Origin of the sequence: Ruminococcus flavefaciens 007c (genome assembly GCF_000571935.1) — a bacterium.
GTDB classification, from domain to species: Bacteria; Bacillota; Clostridia; order Oscillospirales; family Ruminococcaceae; genus Ruminococcus; species Ruminococcus flavefaciens_F.
Genome location: NZ_ATAX01000023.1, coordinates 151,492 through 168,517, shown reverse-complemented (window position 1 = coordinate 168,517; position 17,026 = coordinate 151,492). Strand labels below are relative to the sequence as shown.

General features: G+C 42.3%; 16 protein-coding genes and 1 other RNA gene. 9 read left to right on the top strand and 8 right to left on the bottom strand.

Annotation, left to right across the window (positions count from 1 at the left end):
• Positions 1 to 32: 32 nt before the first annotated feature.
• From RF007C_RS07675 to RF007C_RS07650, 6 genes are all read left to right on the top strand, one after another.
• The gene (locus RF007C_RS07675; RefSeq protein WP_051456595.1) at positions 33 to 1,538 is read left to right on the top strand and encodes a serpin family protein; all 1,506 of its coding nucleotides are present in this window, start codon (positions 33 to 35) and stop codon (positions 1,536 to 1,538) included.
• A 171-nt stretch (positions 1,539 to 1,709) separates the two neighbouring features.
• Positions 1,710 to 2,171: an RNA polymerase sigma factor gene (locus tag RF007C_RS07670; RefSeq protein ID WP_019678513.1), complete on the top strand. Its 462-nt coding sequence runs from the start codon at positions 1,710 to 1,712 to the stop codon at positions 2,169 to 2,171.
• The gene (locus RF007C_RS07665; RefSeq protein WP_037298842.1) at positions 2,168 to 3,352 is read left to right on the top strand and encodes a hypothetical protein; all 1,185 of its coding nucleotides are present in this window, start codon (positions 2,168 to 2,170) and stop codon (positions 3,350 to 3,352) included. The genes RF007C_RS07670 and RF007C_RS07665 overlap by 4 nt, the downstream gene beginning before the upstream one ends.
• 146 nt (positions 3,353 to 3,498) lie before the next feature.
• Positions 3,499 to 4,947 (top strand): dockerin type I domain-containing protein, encoded by a 1,449-nt coding sequence (locus RF007C_RS16475; protein WP_051456594.1) that lies wholly within the window; start codon positions 3,499 to 3,501, stop codon positions 4,945 to 4,947.
• Positions 4,948 to 4,961: 14 nt separating this feature from the next.
• Entirely contained in the window at positions 4,962 to 5,891 is a 930-nt protein-coding gene (locus tag RF007C_RS07655) for a hypothetical protein (protein WP_037298840.1), read from the top strand.
• Positions 5,892 to 5,897: 6 nt separating this feature from the next.
• Positions 5,898 to 6,944: an acyltransferase gene (locus tag RF007C_RS07650; RefSeq protein WP_051456593.1), complete on the top strand. Its 1,047-nt coding sequence runs from the start codon at positions 5,898 to 5,900 to the stop codon at positions 6,942 to 6,944.
• 67 nt (positions 6,945 to 7,011) lie between these two features.
• Here RF007C_RS07650 and RF007C_RS07645 read toward each other — a convergent pair whose 3' ends face one another.
• From RF007C_RS07645 to RF007C_RS07625, 5 genes are all read right to left on the bottom strand, one after another.
• The gene (locus RF007C_RS07645) at positions 7,012 to 7,245 is read right to left on the bottom strand and encodes a YdbC family protein (RefSeq protein ID WP_037298838.1); all 234 of its coding nucleotides are present in this window, start codon (positions 7,243 to 7,245) and stop codon (positions 7,012 to 7,014) included.
• Positions 7,246 to 7,384: 139 nt separating this feature from the next.
• On the bottom strand, positions 7,385 to 7,651 hold the full coding sequence (locus RF007C_RS07640) for a hypothetical protein (protein WP_152537158.1): 267 nt from the start codon (positions 7,649 to 7,651) through the stop codon (positions 7,385 to 7,387).
• Between the two features lie 159 nt (positions 7,652 to 7,810).
• On the bottom strand, positions 7,811 to 8,503 hold the full coding sequence (locus RF007C_RS07635; RefSeq protein WP_037298833.1) for a GTP pyrophosphokinase: 693 nt from the start codon (positions 8,501 to 8,503) through the stop codon (positions 7,811 to 7,813).
• Between the two features lie 28 nt (positions 8,504 to 8,531).
• Entirely contained in the window at positions 8,532 to 10,388 is a 1,857-nt protein-coding gene (locus tag RF007C_RS07630) for an ABC transporter ATP-binding protein (protein WP_051456592.1), read from the bottom strand.
• 39 nt (positions 10,389 to 10,427) lie between these two features.
• Positions 10,428 to 11,303: a TPM domain-containing protein gene (locus RF007C_RS07625; protein ID WP_037298830.1), complete on the bottom strand. Its 876-nt coding sequence runs from the start codon at positions 11,301 to 11,303 to the stop codon at positions 10,428 to 10,430.
• A gap of 112 nt (positions 11,304 to 11,415) precedes the next feature.
• Between RF007C_RS07625 and RF007C_RS07620 the strand changes: the two genes are divergently transcribed.
• Positions 11,416 to 12,237, top strand: a complete 822-nt coding sequence (locus RF007C_RS07620; RefSeq protein ID WP_051456591.1) for a DNA-3-methyladenine glycosylase family protein — start codon at positions 11,416 to 11,418, stop codon at positions 12,235 to 12,237.
• Between the two features lie 118 nt (positions 12,238 to 12,355).
• Positions 12,356 to 13,219, top strand: a complete 864-nt coding sequence (locus RF007C_RS07615) for an AraC family transcriptional regulator (RefSeq protein ID WP_037298827.1) — start codon at positions 12,356 to 12,358, stop codon at positions 13,217 to 13,219.
• A 34-nt stretch (positions 13,220 to 13,253) separates the two neighbouring features.
• Here the strand turns inward: RF007C_RS07615 and rnpB are convergent.
• The 3 genes from rnpB to RF007C_RS07605 all read right to left on the bottom strand — a co-directional run bounded on the left by rnpB (position 13,254) and on the right by RF007C_RS07605 (position 15,538).
• An RNA gene (gene rnpB, locus RF007C_RS16480) (RNase P RNA component class A) lies at positions 13,254 to 13,600 on the bottom strand.
• A 32-nt stretch (positions 13,601 to 13,632) separates the two neighbouring features.
• Positions 13,633 to 15,096: a PH domain-containing protein gene (locus tag RF007C_RS07610; RefSeq protein WP_019678501.1), complete on the bottom strand. Its 1,464-nt coding sequence runs from the start codon at positions 15,094 to 15,096 to the stop codon at positions 13,633 to 13,635.
• Positions 15,086 to 15,538 (bottom strand): PH domain-containing protein, encoded by a 453-nt coding sequence (locus RF007C_RS07605; RefSeq protein WP_019678500.1) that lies wholly within the window; start codon positions 15,536 to 15,538, stop codon positions 15,086 to 15,088. The genes RF007C_RS07610 and RF007C_RS07605 overlap by 11 nt, the downstream gene beginning before the upstream one ends.
• Positions 15,539 to 15,652: 114 nt before the next feature.
• On the opposite strand from RF007C_RS07605, the gene RF007C_RS07600 reads away from it, so the two are divergent.
• Entirely contained in the window at positions 15,653 to 16,894 is a 1,242-nt protein-coding gene (locus tag RF007C_RS07600) for an alanine/glycine:cation symporter family protein (protein WP_037298825.1), read from the top strand.
• Positions 16,895 to 17,026 lie beyond the last annotated feature (132 nt).

The following is a 17,026-nucleotide window of genomic DNA, read 5'->3' as shown; positions in this document are numbered from 1 at the left end:
GCTGAACTGAATCTTTTTAAGGAGGTATATTTATGAAACTCAGAAGATTACTTGCTGCAGCTGCTGCAATGTGCATAGCATTGCCTGCTGTCGTATCAGACTACTCTGCTGCAACTGATGTCCGCCGTATAAAGGGCGATGTAAACGGAGATATGGTTTTCAATCTCGCGGATATGATATTGTTCCAGCGCTGGCTGAAGGGCAGCGGAGAGCTTACCGCAGCTCCCAATGCGGATATAAACGAAGACGAAGTATGTGATGTATTCGATCTCAGCGCAATGAGAAAACTTCTCATAAACTGTATGAATGAGGCTCCGGTACCTTCTTTCAAGCCAAAGTCGCAGAATCTATGCGCAGGCATTGCTGCTTCTTCTGTAACAGGCAAAAGTGCCGACGAGAGCTTTATAAATAGTCAGTATGACCTTACGCTCAAGCTTTTCAAAAAGACCTATGCTGAGGAAGAGACTCCGACCAATACGCTCATATCTCCTTATTCTATCGTTCAGGCTCTGGGTATGACAGCCAACGGCGCCGCAGGAGATACCCGCACGGAAATGGAAAATGTTCTCGGCGGAGGTATGAAGATCGAAGATCTCAACAGCTATCTTCTCACTCAGCGTCTGAATTCGGTAAATGACAAAAGAAATGAATACGCAAATAAGTGGTCAATGAACACAGCCAACTCAATATGGGCAAGAAACGATAAATCAAGAATCAATCCCCGCCCCGAGTTCATACAGAACTGCGTCGACTTCTATGACAGCGAGTTCTATGTTGCTCCTTTTGACGAAACTACTCTTGATGATGTCAACGGTTGGGTCAACGAAAAGACCAATGAAATGATACCGACTATTCTCAGTAAAATTGATCCTCTTGATGTTATGTACCTGGTCAATGCCGTTGCATTTGAGGCCGAATGGGATGAACCATATGAAAAGCATCAGATCAAGGACGGCAAATTCACAAATGCCACCGGAAATGTGCAGGACGCTTCAATGCTTTGCAGCCATGAAAAATATATTTTTGATGAAAATACCAACGGTATGATAAAGTATTACAGCGGCGGCAGATACGCTTTTGCAGCTCTCCTCCCGGATGAGGGAACTACTGTTGATGAATACATTGAAAAACTCACGCCCGAAAAGCTGTCGGGAATCATCGCTTCCGGCAAAAGCGATATGATAATGGCAAATGTAAAGCTTCCGAAGTTCAGCTATGAATACAATAACGAGCTTTCGGACGAACTCAAAGCCATAGGTATGCCAACGGCGTTCAGTAATTCTGCCGATTTCACGAATATGTCATCTGTGGCTGACATACATCCTTTACATATAGGCATCGTTATCCATAAGACATTCATCGACCTTGACGAAAACGGCACTAAGGCCGCTGCAGCAACTCTTGTCGCAATGCGTGACAATGGTATGCCAATGTATGAAGATGTCAAGGACGTTACCTTCGACAGACCATTTGTTTACTGTATAATCGATACAGAAACATCTTTACCCGTTTTCATCGGTGCACTTAATTCACTCTGATAACTGTCAGGCTGCACTCTGGCAGTTAAATAAAACATATCCTATAAAGGGGGACATTTCGGGGGAGCTGTTTCAGTTCCCCTAATTTTTTTAAAATTTTACCACACCTGTTGATTTAGTACTTATCTTATGATATAATGTGTAATATAAGTTCCTGGAGGGGGTGGCTCTGTGTCATTGAATATTGATGAGCAGTATGATAAAATATACCGATACTGCTTCCTGCGCGTTCACCACAAGGAGACCGCAGAAGATCTGACTCAGGAAACATTCCTTCGTTATCTTGAACATCCTCACTACAACAGCATCGACAAAACCTTACAGCTACTGTATACCATCGCAGGCAATCTATGCACCGATGAATTCAGGAAAGCCAAAACCTCGGAGCTCGACGAGTCAGAGACCTCTGATGAGAATATAGAAAACAATGTTCTCTCAGGCTTTGATCTCAAACAGGCTCTGCATAAGCTCAGCAACGAGGACAGAGAGATAATTCTTCTGAGATACGTAAACGAAGTTCCGGTCAATGTTATCGCAAAGCTGCTCAATATCTCACGCTTTGCCCTTAACCGCAGGATAAACAGGATCCTTTCGTCTTTACGTGAATACATGGGGAAGGAGGAGCTTATATGACAGATAAGGAGATAAAAAAACTAACCGAGGCATTCGGAATACCGGAACCCGACAGAAAAAAAGAGTTTTCCGCAGAATTCCTTATGCGCAGCACGGAAAAGAAGCATAAACCTCTTATGCCACTGATCCTGAGATTTGCAGCCATACCTGCAATGCTTGCGGTTATTACGGGAGTTATACTTCTTATGCCGAAAAACAAGTTGAATTTTGAACATGATAACAATAATATCCCTTTAGTTACCCAGACATCTTCAGCAACTGATATTACGGTAACAACTACCAGGACGAACGAAACCGTAACGCAGAAGTCTGTCACAACAACGACAGCGGCTACTTCAAAAAATGAACTTTCGGTCAGCACTACAGCTTCTTCCGAAATTACGGCAGCTTCGACAACATCAACACGCAGATCAGGCAGACAGACGAATAAAACCACCACTTTCCTCCGTCCCGCCTCAACACTGAGCAGCACACGTCAGACAACAACTACTCATACTCAGATCGCTAAGCAAGAAGAGAGTTCGTCTTCGACAACATCTTCAGGCAATAATGAACAAGGCAACAGTGTTGAAAGAAACGGCAGAGATCTTACAGTATCACCAGATACACAGTATGATGTACGGGATAATATAATACGCAGAGAACGACTTATGGAGAGCGATTCCAATGCTGGGCCCGATTTTGCCGGAGTTGTTGATCCTACTCCCAGTAAGCCAATTGACCAAAATCTTCAGGTTTTGTTTGATAATTCCTACAATGTAGTACTTGCCAAAATTGAAAAAATAGTGTATACTTCAATTGACGGGGAAATTCTGACCGCTGAAAACATTATCATTGAAAGATCTTACAAGGGAGACCTTGCCCCTGAGGACAAGATAACAGTATATATGAACGGCGGATATATGCCTGCCGAAGAATTCATATCCTATTATCCTGATTATTCTATCAACGATTCCGAAAATTTTTCGATATTGGATAACAGTTCACATATTACCAATCATTCCGAAGGCAGCAGTTTCCTTTTCTTCATAAAGAAAGGAACAGGCAATCTCCCCAATGGAGTCTACAGAACGAGCTTAAATGACGGCAACTCTGTTTTTGTCTTCGATAACGGTTTCTATTATTCCCTAGGTTCCAGAGGCTTCTCCTTCACCTCCGAGGAACTGGAAAAACTTTACTGAAAAGCCCGTAAACCAAGGCCTTAACGGTCATCCATATATCATTTACTATAAAAACATAAATTTTTTTGATTTTTTGTCACACTTTGGTTCATTGATTCGTTATGTTTATATGGAACGTAATAACACCATATGAAAGGAAGAAAAATATGAAACACTCAAAAATGCTCAGCCTGCTGCTTGCAGCTTCACTGGCATCAACAAGTATGATTCCTATGGGAGCGTGCGCTGCAGTTAAGGGCGATTTTGACGGAGACGGCGTTATCTCCTCCTCCGACCTTACATTGCTTCAGAATCATATTCTTACGAAAAATACCCTTACATCAGAACAGGCTAAGCTTGCAGACATCAACGGAGACGGTATAGTTGATGTATTTGATGTAGCTGCCCTCAGAAAGCTTATCCTCAATACTGACAGAACCCTCAGCTTTAAAGCAGTAACTGAAAGACTTAACGACGGCATCAAAGATGCACTCAAAAAGCTTGATCTTCAGGCAGGCGGTACAGCTGTAAAGTCTACAGCAGAGCTCAAGTCGGCACTGTCTCCCTACTTCTCCGATACAGTTGTAAACAACTATCTCAAGAAGTATGATGACAACTTCTTCAAGGAGTCTGTGCTCCTTATCAAGCCCACCTACTTTGATCCTGCAAAATTCGCTATAAACGCAACTCCGGAGAAGCTCAGCTGCGGCTGTGACAATTCTTACGCAGGTACATATACCACTGGGCCTACCGTTGATCTGGGACTCAACATCAGAAAAGACCATGATTACAATTCCGCATCTCTCGGAACTATCCCTCCGGGAGCAAAATTTGAGATCACTCATGCAAATGGTACGGAAAACGGTAATTTCGGCCACGTTACATATAACGGCATATCCGGTTATGTAAATATGGGCTATGTAACAAAGCTCTCAAGCTCTGCACCTACTTATATTTCTATCCCGGACATAAAGATCAATACTGTAAAGTATTCAAAGGGCACCGTAACAGTTAATGCAAGTGAGTGCAAGGCAGGCGATAATATCGCATTTGCGGCAGCTTCCATTGCTCAGGCTATCGTTTCCAAGAAGGATTACTATGCTACAAAGACACAGTGGACTGTAACTACAACATCCACAACAACCACCACTACTACGACTACTACCTGCGCTTATCCTCTTGCTAAAGAAAGAATGGAGCAGAAGAAGATAAACTCGCTTCAGGGTGCATTTAAAGATTGCTCTTCAAGCGATACTGTGACATATGTTCAATGGGAAAAGGATGCCACAAAAATAAGCCTTACAAAGGCTGCAGATTACGGATTCAACAGCAGAAAAGGAAACGTAAATGCCAAGGCAACCGGTAACTGCTATGTACTTGCTGCTATGTTCTGCGAAATGGCAAGACTGCTTGGTTACGACGCACACCTTATAAGCGGACAAGTACCTCTTAAAGGCGGCGGATACGGCCCTCACGGCTGGGTTGAAATAATAGAGAACGGAACCACTTATGTTTACGATCCGGACTTTGCACTCGAACGCCCGGGTCAGAACGGTTTCCATTTAACTTACGGTCATACAGTTTGGCCTCTTGAAAAGATAAGTGAGATAAAATAAAAGGAGATAGTATTATGAGAAAAACATTAGCAACACTTGCATTTATTTCAGCAATCGCTCTTGTCGGCTGCGGAACTATTACACAGTCAGCTAATCTTTCCGAACCCACTACAGTGGTTACAACTACCGAAGTTACAACAGAAGCAACTACAGCTTCCGAGGAATTAAAGCTCATTGGCAAGAAGGCATCTGGTTCGGATGTATTCGTTCTTGACCTTGAAAACAAAACAGGCAAGGATATAGCAAGCTTTACTGTTAAGGCTGAAACAGAAGATAAGTACCCCGATAATATGCTTGACGAAAAGGATCCCTTTGTCAAGGGCGAAAAGCGTAAGCTTTACTATGTTCCCAAAAAGGTAAGCGATGTCGTACACGGAGACTCTGATAAAATAAGCAATCTCCAGTACACTGTAAAGCTCGTATTTACTGATAAGAAGGAAGCAGTTCTTCACAACTTCCCCTTTGATGATCTTGATTCTGCTGAGATCTATCTTGAAAAAGAGATCGCATATATCAAGTACACCTCAAAGCTTACCAAGGAAAAGATCGACACAAAGCCTGCTGAAGAAATATCAGCTGAGCTTCCCGAAGATACCGATCCGATTACAGAGCTGGATCCCGACGCTAACAATAATATAGACGCAACATACGAAGATGATACTCCCACCGCACCTGCTTATCAGCAGACTCCCGCAGTTCAGACTCCCGTAACCACAAAAACACCTGACACAGGCTGTGGAAGTGGCTTTGCTACAACACCTGATACAGGCTGCGGAAGCGGCTTCGCTACAAATCCTGACACAGGCTGCGGAAGCGGCTTCGCTACAAATCCCGATTCAGGCTGCGGCAGCGGATTTGCAACTAATCCTGATTCAGGCTGCGGAAGCGGCTTTGCAACTAATCCCGAAGCTGGCTGCGGAAGTGATTTTGTTACAGCCAACTGATAATGTATGAATAACAGAATATTATATCTGAGTCGACTTAAAGCTCTTGCCTGTATAGCAGTAACCGTTCTGCATACGTTCCTTGCAGCGAATATGTACTCCTCTGACGCAAGTACTCAGGGAGCTATGATGGCTGTAAGAAACTGTACTATGTGGGCTGTTCCATGTTTTGTAATGGCTTCGGGAGCATTGCTTCTTGACAGCAAACGTGTACTGACACTAAAAAAGCTGTTCGGTAAATATATACTCAGAATGGCGGTCGCTCTTGTAGTTTTTTCGATACTGTTTGCTGTATTCGACGGCATTTTTATAAAAAAATGCGATGTCCCGGAAATGTTCAAGGACTCGCTGAATGCCATTTTCTTCGGAACAGGCTGGATGCATATGTGGTACATATATTTATTGTTCGCACTGTACCTTATGTTGCCGATATATAAGATAATAAGCGGAAATGCTACATCAGACCAGCTGAAGTATTTACTGCTGATTTATGCCGTTTTCGTTTCTATCATCCCATTTATTGACACAATTACAGGTAAAAAGCTCCCCTTTTATATATGTATCTATACCGTTTATCCGCTCTATTTCTTCTTAGGACACGTTCTTCACACAGGTATAATCAGGCTTCCTAAAAGTTCGTGCATTCTTATGGCAGCTATATGCCTTGGCATAATCACAATGCTGACCATTCAAGCTTACAGCAATTCAGCGGAAGCTCCCGAAACCAGCGGAAAGATGATCTCACTCCTCGGAGTATATAACTTCCCGCTTTATGTGATAACATCAATCGGAATTTTCGGTTTCCTAAGGAAAACAAAAAACCATAACGTCCCTGTGCTTGACAAAATTGCCTCAGAGCTTGACAACTGCTCATTCGGCATATATCTTTTACACATGGCCGTACTCAGATTTATATTCTTATATTTAAAATTCAATCCCTTTGAACACGGCGGTACAATAGCCATTCTCGGAATATGTGTTCTTACACTTGTTATCTCTTATGCGGTAACAAAGCTCCTTAAATTTGTTCCTTATGTGAACAGGATCATATAATTAAAAAGGCTCCCTCATCGGGAGCCTTTTAAAGTTCAAGGCAGCTTCATTAGCTGCCTTTTCTTAATTATTCAAATGAATCAAGGTCAATACCTGCAAGAAGCTCCTTGAGCTCGGCAAGCTCATCGGCTGAAAGAGTTACCCCCTTTCCCATTCTGGAATGATCGGGAGACCACTCACGGATATCATATTTAGGCTCATGCTCGTTCCAGCTTACCATATTGAGCTCCTTTGTCCAGCCCTTGGCGTTCTCGGAAAGCACACCTATCTTCTCGGTTATTTCATATTTGAGTTCTGCCATAATGATTTCTCCTTTCCTTACATGGCTTTTCGCCCATACAATTAAGTATTATACCATATTAATATGAAAAAAGCAATATAAGAAATAAAAAATACTCATGTTTTTATGATAAAACTTACGCAGCAAAGCTAAGAGGATTTTATAAGGTTACCCTGAGATAATCAAGAGCTTTTCCGTACAATTGTCTTGGCCTGCTCCTGTAGCTTATAAGCAGCTCGGCAAATGCTACCGCATCCTCTATATTATTGGAAAAGTCAGGAATACATTCCTTTTCACCGTTTTTGTGGTCGTAAACCTCTATCCCGTATGTAATAAATTCATCTCCGCAGAGATTCATTCTACTGCTGAGGACTCTGTATGCCACTTTATTGTCACCAAATATCTCCATATATATTGTTTTGTCCATTACCTCCTGCTTTGCTTTTTTTACTATACTTAACATCTCTGCCTGCTCCTTTCTTTTTTCTGCAATTGATATATACTATTATAACATCGTTACAACTGAAAGTGAACAGGTCTTTTTTTGTAAAACAAAAGGTATCAGGGATAAATTTGACGAAAAAGCTCAGTCGATATTATTGATCTGCATATATATACGCTGCATCTGAAGATCGGTCTCTGCTATCCTTTCCGCACAGCTTCGGAGCTCCTCGGCGATCTCGGGAGGAATATCCGATGAAGTCTTGTATTTCAGCTGATGCTCAAGACTTGCCCAGAAATCCATAGCAATAGTACGTATCTGTATCTCTACGGGAGCATATTCCTTATGAGTTGAAAGATAAACAGGCACATTAATTATCATATGATAGCTTCTGTATCCGCTGGGCTTGGGTTTTTTTATGTAATCCTTGCGTTTTATAATGGTGAAGTCGTCACGTCTTCCCAGCATTTCAACAATAGCATAAATGTCAGAGATATAATAGCAGGTAACTCTTATTCCCGCAAGATCAAGCAGATTTTTCCTTGCGGCTTCCGTTGAAATGGGAAGCCCCTTTTTTTGGAGCTTTCCTATGATCGATTGAGGTGATTTAAGTCTGCTTTCAATATTATGTATAGGATTACGCTGGAATTTTACGCTGAATTCATTGTCAAGAATATTAAGATATGTTTTTACAACTTCTATTGCAGAGTCGTACAGATGCTGAAGCTGCAAAAAATCGTAAAAAACATGAGAAAACGTCTCTTTCATGGTCTCGCTGTTGTCAACCAGCGCCGGAAGATTGTCAAATGCTTCGATATAGAAATCTTTTTCGTCCATATTAATCCTTCCTTTCTGTTCCGTTCTTTCAGTCCTCACCCTCAGTATACTCAAATCTGTCACTGCCTGTTTCAGCCTTGCTGAACTGGGTCTTATAGAGCTCGGAGTATACTCCGCCGCGGTTTACAAGCTCACTGTGGGTTCCGCGCTCGGATATGACACCGTCCTTAATTACAAGTATCTCATCTGCAGCAAGTATAGTCGAAAGCCTGTGAGCAATGAGTATGCTCGTTCTTGATGAGATAAGCGGCTCTATAGCGTCCTGTATCTTCTGCTCCGAGATAGAATCAAGTGCAGAAGTAGCCTCGTCGAATATCATAAGAGCAGGATCCTTGAGCAGTACACGGGCTATAGATATTCTCTGCTTCTCGCCTCCTGACAGCTTCAGTCCTCTGTTGCCCACAACTGTATCGAGTCCGGTTTCCTGTTTCTCGATAAATTCATAGATATTTGCCTGTTTGCAGGCCTCAATAAGCTCTTCCTCAGTAGCATCAGGCTTTGCATAAAGCAGATTTTCGCGTATAGTACCGTTAAAGAGATATGTTTCCTGGCTTACGATACCGATATGCTTTCTCAGATACGCAAGATCGAGCTTCCTCACATCTGTACCGTCAAAAAGCACCTCTCCCGCAGTAACATCGTATAATCTTGGTATAAGGTTTACAAGAGTACTCTTTCCTGAGCCTGAAGGGCCTACGACTGCAATACATTTTCCGCTTTCAAGAGAAAAATTGATATTTTCAAGTATCTGCCTGTCCTTTTCATAATAGAAGCCCACATTTCTGAACTCCACCTCACCTTCGGGAGTGCCCTCGGGAGTTATGGCATCGGGAGCATTCTCGATCTCCACTGGCATATCAAAATACTCAAATATACGTGTAAACATCGCCATTGAACGTATCCAGTCCACCTGAATATTGAGAAGCTGATTTACAGGGCCGTACATTCTTCCGAGAAGAGCCACAAGGACGGTTATATCACCGACTGTAAGGTCTGAGTCGTAATGCATCATAAGAATTCCGCCTGCAAGATATATGAGCATAGGTCCGATGCTTGAAAAAGTAGAAAGTGCTACTCTGAACCATCGGCCTGCCATTCCTTCGCGGATATTGAGCTTTATCATCCTATGGTTGACTTTTTCGTACTTCTCGTATTCAGTCTTTTCCATACCGAAGAGCTTTACAAGGAGCTGACCGCTTACAGACATGGTCTCATTGAGTATACCGTTAATCTCGTCACTGCACGCCTGAGACTCTTTTGTTATGGACCATCTGGTTTTTCCTGCGCTTCTTGTGGGTATAGCAAAAAGAGGTACTACAAGAATACCGACTATGGCAAGTATCCAGTTCTGACGAAACATAACTATAAGCGCGACTATAAGAGTAATGGAATTGGACAGTATGCTTGTCAGGGTATTGGTTATTATCTGCTGAACACCCGATATATCACTTGTCATTCTTGTGATTATATCTCCCTGGTTATTTGATGTGAAAAAGCGCTGTGACATCTTCTGAAGATGCTCATACATCTTATTTCTCATATCATAGGTTATATGCTGGGCTATCCATGAATTCAGATAGTTCTCAAAGACGCCGATAAGATTTGCTCCAAGTGTTACGGCTAAGGAAAGAACTATAAAAAAGACAAGCTTGCGCATACTTCTGCCGATAAGGCCTTCATCGATGATCTTACCTGTCAGTACAGAAGGAAGCAGAGTCAGCGTCGACGAAATTATAATAGCAATAAGGACCAGCAGCATCTGCTTCCAGTATGGCTTTAGATACGAAAAGATCCTTTTCAGCAAACTCTTTGTTACTTTGGGACGGTTTTTCTTCTCTTCCTCGGTAAGAAAGCCCATTCCTCTCGGTCCACCTACAGGCGGCATATCACATCATCTCCTGTAAAATACTGATATTGTCAAAACCTAAGATGCCTTTTTTCCGTCAAGAACTTCTATTATCTTATTTACAGCTCCAAAATAGTCCTTTTTCGCAGTAAGAGCAGTTGCGTCCTTCAAAGCAGCCTCCAGCCCAGACGAAAGCTTTTCGTCCGAATAAGCTATCATACTGCCTGATTTGGTGTCTATCATCAGCATTATACCATTTCCCAAACTGTATCTGCGCTTATAATAGTCTTTGAGTATATCTTCATTTTTAACAGAGGAACCGTTCAGCGTAGCCAGAAGAGTTACATCGCTTTTACATGAAGCAAGAGCCTTTTCAAGTGCTGCAACACGATCGTATTCAAATACCTGTGCATTATCTATAATATGAGAAGGACATACCTCTCCGAGCTGTAAAAGGCGCATTATCCCCTTACGGTAATCCTTTGAAACAAAATCCTTTGTCGCCCAGAATAGAGCGTTATCCTGCGTTTTCTGGTCAATAACGGAAAAACAGGCCCCTGTTTTGTAGATCACATCTTCATCGGTTTCATTGTTGATAAGTATAACAAGCCCGCTTCCCTTACCCTCATAGATCTTTCCGAATTCCTCAGCAGCGTAATCATAAGGCGTTTTGCCGTCCAGGTTGCTGACAGTTATAACAGCAGCATTTATAAGCTTTTCATTGTACAGCCAGCCTGCATAATTATTGCAGGCTTTCAGGTCATCCGCACTTAGGATGCCTGCTTTGTCAAACACAAAGGTACCTGTCGTATCCGTGACCTCTCTATCGGTAAAAGGCTGACTTGTTGCCTGAATGGTGCTTTCTGAATCGGTTTTTGATTCTTTTTTCGCACATCCGAAGCAAAATACGCACGAAACAGCCAACAGAAATGCAGTATATAAAAATTTTTTCAAAAAAATCATTCCTTGCTCTTGTATTTACTATTATATTTTAGTATAATTTAATAGAAAAATCAAGTGTCAAAAACATTTTGACCTCACCCATCATGCAAAAAGGAGAATCAATATGGATTATCGCGTACAAGGAAATGATATTATAGTTTTTGAACCCGACCTCGACCTTGATGAAACACTTGACTGCGGACAGGCTTTCAGATGGAAAAAGATCCCCTCAGACTACGAGTGTACATATGAAGGCGCTTTCCTTAACGATAAGCTTACCGTATCACAGCTCTCAAAGGGAAGCTTCATATTCCATAATACCGATGAAAACGCTTTTATCTCGAGATGGATAAGCTATTTTGACTTTGAAACTGATTATTCCGAGCTGAAACGTGCATTTTCCGAGGATGAAACACTTTCAAAGGCCTGCAGCTTTGCAGGAGGCATCCGCCTTCTCCGACAGGACAGCTGGGAGTGTCTTATTTCCTTTATTATTTCCCAGAATAATAATATTCCCAGGATAAAAGGCATCATAGACAGGCTTTGTGACAATTACCACGGCAGATTCCCCGATCATGAACAGCTTTCCCGTGAAACCGCCGACACACTTTCATATCTCAGGAGCGGATTCAGGGCAAAATATCTTGCAGACGCTGCCGCCAAAGTTGCAGACGGCTCCGCCGATCTCGCAAAGATCGCCGAAATGCCTATCGAAAATGCCAGAAATGAGCTGAAAAAGATAAAGGGAGTGGGTCCAAAGGTGGCTGAATGTGTCCTTCTTTTCGGAATGTACCGTACAGAAGCCTTTCCTGTGGATGTATGGATAAAACGAGTCCTGGCAGAGTATTATCCCGGAGGCTTTCCCGGATATCTCAGTGATAAGGCTGGTATCGCCCAGCAGTATCTTTTCCATTATATCCGCAGCATCTCCAAAGACAAGGAATAAGCACGAATGTTACAGTTCAGACTCAATGTATGGACATATTTGCCAAACTGTGCTATAATTATTGTACGATAAGCTTATAAGTCAGCCTTAGGCAGCTGACATTACAAAGGAGTTTTAAATGGACAAGCGTGAAGTAACAAGCTTTAAAAACAAACTCTCAAAGAGGATGATATGTACCCCCAGTCCTGCAGCAAAAAATACTTTTTTTTACGTTCAGGAAACGGGATGCCTGAAGACCGAAGACGCTGCCGTTACACAGAGGCACGCTCTTGAGTCATTTCTAATAGCTGCTGTCATAAGCGGCCGCGGCGAGCTCACAGTCGGCAACGATTCTTATACCCTCATGAAGGGAGACTGCTTCTTTATAGACTGCCATGAAGCACATTTTTATAAAAGCTCGGTAAACGATCCATGGGAGATAATGTGGGTACACTTCAACGGTAGCACCTCAAGGCAGTACTATGATTACTTTATCTCACAGTCAAAAAACGTCTTCAGTCCGCCTTTTTTTGATAAGGTCGTATCCGCAATATCCGAACTCATAGATATAAATGAAAAAAAATCCCCTGATTCGGAGATCCTGACCTCAAAGCTAATAGTAGATCTGCTTACACTTTCACTTACGGTGAATACATCGGCTCATCAGTACGATTCTGCTCTTAAGCAGAAGCTTGCTACCGTTCATAATTATATTGACGATCATTTTACGGAAAATCTTTCCCTTGAAAAGCTCTCATCGGAGTTCTACATAAGCAAATACTACCTTACCCGCGAATACAAAAGAATTTACGGAAAGACTATTTTCCAGCATATCATAACCTCAAGGATCAATTACGGCAAAAAACTGCTGCGTTTTTCAGATAAATCCGTTGAGGAGATATCACATCTTTGCGGCTTCAATGATCAGAGCTATTTTGCAAGGCAATTCAAAAAAGCCGAGAATATAACCTGTTTTTCCTACCGAAAGATGTGGAGAGACTGATATATAACAAAAAAGAGAGCATAAGCTCTCTTTTTTTATGACCAGACCGATAAGCCGGGTTCTGTCGTGTGCGGTAATTTATCTACGCTTATCGTCGCCGATAAGCTGAAGCCGTCATTACCAGTTATCCGCCGAGCCGACGTTATGATAACAGGCACCAATAGACGTTGCATCGGATAGGGTTTACATGGCAGCACAGTCTCCTGTACTCCGGTGAGCTCTTACCTCGCCTTTCCACCATCACCGCCCGTAAGGACGGCAGTATATCTCTGTTGCACTTGCCCTAAGGTCGCCCTCGGCTGCCGTTAGCAGCTACCCTGCTCTGTGATGCCCGGACTTTCCTCGTAAACTAAACGTTTCCGCTACCGCATAGCCTGCTCACTTGAATATCATACCATTTTTCACTGAAAAAGTCAAGTTTCGACCTTTTCTCCAAGCTTATAGCCCAACTGAGCAGCAATTTTTCTGACATCATCTGCCTTCATTGCCTTGATCTTGAAGCGTCGGTGCTCCTCCCCCTCGAACCATATGCTCATGGCACATCGTCCGCTCATGGCCTGAAGCAAATTCTGCTCAAGCTCGATCTTGACGATCTTATCCCTTTCAGACACAACGCTGTGAAATCTCGTCCATGTAGAACACTGTATCATTATTTTATCGTCATAAAGAGCCACTCCGCTTGTCAGCAGGGCTACAAACTTTACAATTATAAACCATACGGCAGGTATCTCAAGCATTATCGTAACGAAACGCGAAAGCTCGGCAAAGCGTGGAAAAAGCTTCGCTACCCAATCGTGGGACGGTATCAGAAGCGCTGCCGTAATGAGCGGTATAAGAAGATATGAACCTATTCCTGCGACCTGAGCCTTGTAATCGAGCTTGATTCCGCTGTATATTCCAATGACATTAAGGTTTTTTCCCAGCTTTTTTCTTTGCTTTACAGGCAGCAACACAGGCTCCCTGTTTTTGGAGGAGCCGTAGCCAGCACAGCTTATATTGACGATGACAGCTTTAAACGCCTTCATTATAAGTGTTTGCCGCAGATCGGTATAATTTATATGAGATGTCTTTATATGGTATTCTTTGCGGTCAAGTATTCCGTATCCTATCTTCATGCAATTCTTGTCACATTCGATATTGAAGTTACCGTATCTGAAAAGATTTACAAGGAACGATATGAACCACGACGCTATAAAGAATACTCCGATGAATATTGCGGCCGTTGGTATGTTCAATACCAGTTTTTCCGTAATTTTGGCCGTTTCTTCGGTTATTATGTTAAGGGATCTGCTGATTATTTTATACGCGATGTCTCCGCCCTTGAAGAAGAACGTCGCAAGATATATAGTGCCCGAAAAGCCGCTTGAAAAGAACAGCGAAAACAGCAATATAGAAACAGCATCCGCCTGCGGTATACCATCTATCTTCTGCTTTTCATCAACATCGGGCATATATTTCATTATCTTATCCTTGGCTTTCCTGCTAACAAGGAGCTTCATATCAACTGTCTTGAAGATACCGGCACGGGTATCGCATCTAAATCTCATAGCACCGAATGGTATCATATAGAACGGCCTTTCAACGGTGACAGAGCTGACATTCTTGAACGGGATATACGTATAAACACGCAGGAACATTCCCTCACGGTGAACCAGCTCAGCTCCCGTAAACATTATACGCGATGAAAGCCAGCGTATAAAGCCGAAAAGAATGATAGCACCAAGTACAGCTATATCGAACCATGCGCCCTTTACCCAGCTGTAAAACCAGTTCTTATCAAAATGATAGGTGTAAATACCGCGAAGCAAAGGGAAAATAAGCATCCAGATATTCTTTGCTGAATATCTCAGTATCTTCAGAGGATGTTCATAAAGCATTATCGTCCTCCTTACCGCTTATACTGCCTGAAAGCTTGATTATCTCGTCAGCGTCCGATCTTTTCAGGAAAAGAAGTCTCAGCTGGCCGCCATAAACGAAAAATATTATGAAATTGAAGCCCGTATACTGTGAAAACGGGCTCTTTATCAGAGTCGTGTACTGTATTGAAGAATAACGTATCGACTGATGGACCTTTATAAATACTCCGCTGCTTTTGATTATTTCTGTCTTTGTAGCTGTGTAGCTTATCGATGAGAAATACAAAGGAAGATGCACAAACATCTCCATGCAGGCAATAGTTATCAAAGCTATGACGATCATAATAAACAACTTATCAAAAGGGATAAAATATCTCGCAGCCGAAAGCAGGATAACAACCACAGCTGTTATCATAAGCCTGAGCGTTGAAAGGCACCGCCTGTCAGGAACATAATGTTTCATTCTGCGCCTCCTTATGGAAGTATAAAAACATTATATCACAAATATTATTTATTGTAAAATAAAATTTAGAAACAATTTGTAAACTTTAGGATATAGTGTTCCGGAGGCAGTATTATGGCTGAAAAGATAAATTCGATAGTATGGGGGGATCTGCTGATATTCATTCTACTGCTAACTGGTGTCATATATACTGTTAAGCTACGATTCATTCAGTTTAAAATGTTCCCGTATATAATAAAAAAGCTTAAAAACAGATGCTCACCTGCTGCTCAGTTCAGAACTTTCTGTATGTCTCTCGGAGCAGCCATGGGCACGGGAAACATAACAGGTGTCGTTTCGGCAATAGCTATAGGCGGTGCAGGTGCAATATTCTGGATGTGGGTATCTGCATTTTTAGGTATGGCAACTGTCTGCGCGGAAAACAGGCTGTCCGCAATGTTCGGCAATGAGCATTGCAAGGGACCTATGGCATATATCCGCCACGGGCTGAATGCTCCGAAGCTGTCTGTGATATTCGCTCTCTGCTGCATACTGGCAGCTTTCGGCATGGGCGGAGCAGTTCAAATAAACAGCCTTACTGAAAGTATAAGCGTCTGTACAGAAGTATCTCCTGTTGTTATATCCGGGATCGCTTTTCTGGTAATTTACCCGGTCATCATCGGCGGTGCGGAAAGGATATGCAGAACCGCACAGTATTTTCTCCCGGCAGCAGCTGTTATATATTTCTTACTGTGTATGACAGTCATAGCTTATAATATAACTTCAATCCCCGAAATATTCAGGAATATACTCTCCGAAGCCTTTGGAATAAGACAGGCAGCTGGCGGTTTCTCGGGGGCTGCCCTTTCAAAAGCTTTGTCCGCAGGGATAAGAAGGGGCATATTCTCCAACGAAGCAGGCCTCGGCTCCTCCCCTATCCTGCACAGTTCAGCAAATAAAGCTTCATCATCTGAAACACAGTGTTACAGCAGTATGCTTGAAGTTTTCACAGATACGATGCTGTGCTGTACCCTGACTGCCGTGACCTTTCTTTGCTGTCCGGGCTATAATAGTATAAGTGATATTTTCAGCGCCACCATCGGCAGATTTACTCTTCCCATAACGGCTTTTATAATTGCTGTATTTGCATTCTGCACTGTCATCGGCTGGTATTACTGCGGAGAAACTGCCTTCAGATACGTTTTTACGCATCGGAGCATCGGACTTTTTTCCTTTATTTTTGCTCTTACAGCAGCTTCGGGAGCATTTTTCAAGGCTCAGAGCATATGGATAATTTCGGATATATTCAACGGACTTATGGCCTTTCCGAATATCATCGCACTGATCCTTTTATTAAAATATCTCAGAAAAGAATAAATACGGTCATTTCGGACAATTAATAATACGTGGGCACATATATAAAAGTTCTATGGATACTACTTTTAATTCAACCGTATGTATTTTTTTATTTATAATGCCAAATGTTTATAACAAGGCGTTTAACTATTG